Genomic DNA, 2,531 nt, shown 5'->3' with positions numbered 1-2,531 from the left:
TAGCTAGATGATGAAAATTGTTAAGATTGTTTCAATTAGTGTTTTTATAGCAATAATAATGGCTGAGACATATATGCTTTTTATTAAAGAATTGAGCGATAGTTACAGTCATATTTTATTAATGTTGATCATAATCTTCCTCTTATTATACAGAAGCAAGCTAACATGGGCCATATTGTTTGTAATTTGTACATATGGTGTCTTTGATTTTTTTAATTCGACGCATAAAAATGTCCCCACATTCATGGACTTTACAGCAATGTTGAATTTCTATTTTTTTAATGAGAGTTCAGGTATGCTATTCCATAGGATATGTAAGGTATACCCACTCATTTTTTACTTGGGAACATCTATTGCTGTGATGATCTCTTACTTTAAGAGATACAATGTTAAAAGTTAAACCTTCAGCATGTTTAACAAATCCCATCATTGCATTATCCCTAAATAGTTAGACACTAATTGGGTGCATTTTTTATGCAAAAAGGGAACAAATACAATTATGAAGGCGGAACCTCTCCTAGAGTTGCACAGAAAATCGGAACTAAATATGGAAAAGATTCAGATATTTATGGAGATGTTCTTGATGATAATATCATTCATAGAGTAGAAGGGATAAAGGCAGAATAAGCAGAAGTTAATGATTTTTCTATCTTAAATGGAGATAGGGGGCCAAAAAATCAAATTAGACCAAAACCGGAAAATTTATAATATGTCATTGTCACAAATAGATTTAAGAGCAAAATTTAGACATGAGTGTTCTGCAAGATTTAATAAAGAGAGTTGGTGTATTGCTGAATTATATTGGTCTTTTTTAAAGGATTATCAAGTTGGAAAAGTAAAAAAATGTTTAATAACTGTTAGTGATGACTGGGGAGAAGATCAAACTTACGTTGATCTATATTTCATTACCAACGATACAACAGTTAAAATCAATAAATCAACTATTGGAATTTACGGCGAAAAGTTTAAAATAAATGAATTAAAGAATTTAGATACGACATCAATTAATGAAATTATTTGTTCCAAAGTTGAATTTGATAAAGATAATTGATCTAAGTATAAAAAACAGCCGAAGTTATGAGCCGGAAGTCCAGGTTTTCGACTTTACCGGTGTCTTAAAGCCAGGGTAGGTCAGTCTTACGGATTTATTGAATAAAATATTGTTGACAAGGCAAGAACATAATCCTTATACTCAGTTTTGGAATTCGATGATGAGAAATATAAATAAATAATAACACAGATATGGCGAAAATAGAACGAAATCCACCCGTTGATGCAGATGCCATGGATACTTTCCTTAAAGCGGCGGACTTTGCTCTTCCTAATGATTTTTTAGATTTTTTTAAAAAATCTGATGGTGCTGAAATTAGGACAGAAGATCATTATGTGCTTTTGTGGCCGATACCGGAAATAATACAGCTAAATGAAGATTATGGAGTTGAAGAATATGCTCCAGGTTTTTTTCTTTTTGGTTCAGACGGAGGAGGGACCGCATATGCGATAGAAAAGGCAACTGGTTTTATTTTTGAGTTGCCTTTTATAGCAATGTCAAAAGATGAGGCTATCTTTAAGAGTAAAAATTTTACAGACTTTATAGGGTTGGATTGAGAGGCTATTTATCAATCATTTGTCTTGGATTGTTCCATTAGGAACAATTTTAGGAATTGACAATACGTTAGAACCAATTGTAAATCTGACTATTGGCGAAGGATTTTGGAGAGAGTCTCTTGAATCGAGCTGGAATAAATGGGAATAAGTAAGCTAGACTTGTAGCATAGGAGACGTATAATTGGAGGTGTGGCTAAAAATAGAGCTACAGTTATTACAAGGGATACAAAATGTCAGATTTTATGAAGGCAGCAGCTATTCCCTTTAAAGGATTCTAATATGGGAGCATACAATATTTTAAAAATAAATGCAAAATGCGAGAATTGCAACGTATTGTTTATAGATAATATTCAATTCAAATTTGGGGATACTTGGCAGAATGAGTACCTTATTGGTGAAAAAATAAAGTGGGGGCGAGCTGATATTGGAGTTCCTGGGCTTAACAAAGTTAAAGTTTACGGGGTCTCAGAATCGGATAGATGCCCGGTTTGCAGATACTTGATAGCCCGCGAATATGATATAATCATCGAAAAAGATATAATTGAATACATTACTCCACTTACCAACTTGGAGGATTACAATTTTGATGAAGGGAATTATAGTTTGTTATAAATAGTTTTATTAGCAATTTCTAGAGGTCCATAATTTGGTGAGTCTCTTACTCATTTGTAAAACTCCAGTTCTATAGCCTCATCAAAATAATCCATGAATTTAGTCGATAAACCCTGATCCTGAAACTTCACAATAGTATAACCACTATCATAGCAGACAATCATTATGAGATTTAAAATTATTTTTCCTACCGGATATCAGGTTGCAGACATATTTAATGACAACATTGATATCAATGTTGTTTTAGAAAATGGAGACGTTTTTTTTGGTACCTTATTTACAATATCTAATCTGGATTATTTATTGGCTAT

The 2,531-nt window shown here is 32.4% G+C and carries 4 protein-coding genes; all 4 read left to right on the top strand.

Features of this window, described 5'->3' with window-relative positions; all coding sequences use genetic code 11:
• Window positions 1-474 precede the first annotated feature (474 nt).
• The 4 genes from DBR11_RS29595 to DBR11_RS13145 all read left to right on the top strand — a co-directional run bounded on the left by DBR11_RS29595 (window position 475) and on the right by DBR11_RS13145 (window position 2,220).
• Window positions 475-627: a hypothetical protein gene (locus DBR11_RS29595; RefSeq protein WP_158275286.1), complete on the top strand. Its 153-nt coding sequence runs from the start codon at window positions 475-477 to the stop codon at window positions 625-627.
• A gap of 28 nt (window positions 628-655) precedes the next feature.
• Complete coding sequence (locus DBR11_RS13155) at window positions 656-1,051, top strand: hypothetical protein (protein WP_108553128.1); 396 nt, start codon at window positions 656-658, stop codon at window positions 1,049-1,051.
• Window positions 1,052-1,242: 191 nt separating this feature from the next.
• Window positions 1,243-1,608 (top strand): SMI1/KNR4 family protein, encoded by a 366-nt coding sequence (locus tag DBR11_RS13150; RefSeq protein ID WP_108553127.1) that lies wholly within the window; start codon window positions 1,243-1,245, stop codon window positions 1,606-1,608.
• A 279-nt stretch (window positions 1,609-1,887) separates the two neighbouring features.
• Window positions 1,888-2,220 (top strand): hypothetical protein, encoded by a 333-nt coding sequence (locus DBR11_RS13145; RefSeq protein WP_108553126.1) that lies wholly within the window; start codon window positions 1,888-1,890, stop codon window positions 2,218-2,220.
• Window positions 2,221-2,531: the final 311 nt, after the last annotated feature.

Origin of the sequence: Pedobacter sp. HMWF019 (assembly GCF_003061025.1) — a bacterium.
Lineage (GTDB): Bacteria > Bacteroidota > Bacteroidia > Sphingobacteriales > Sphingobacteriaceae > Pedobacter.
Note: the sequence above shows the minus strand (reverse complement) of the source record. Positions and strands in the feature narration are given on the sequence as shown.

Bases quoted from the DNA above. Each gene is read 5' to 3' on its own strand.
- DBR11_RS29595 (WP_158275286.1), top strand. From the start codon at position 475: ATGCAAAAAGGGAACAAATACAATTATGAAGGCGGAACCTCTCCTAGA.
- DBR11_RS13155 (WP_108553128.1), top strand. From the start codon at position 656: ATGGAGATAGGGGGCCAAAAAATCAAATTAGACCAAAACCGGAAAATT.
- DBR11_RS13150 (WP_108553127.1), top strand. From the start codon at position 1,243: ATGGCGAAAATAGAACGAAATCCACCCGTTGATGCAGATGCCATGGAT.
- DBR11_RS13145 (WP_108553126.1), top strand. From the start codon at position 1,888: ATGGGAGCATACAATATTTTAAAAATAAATGCAAAATGCGAGAATTGC.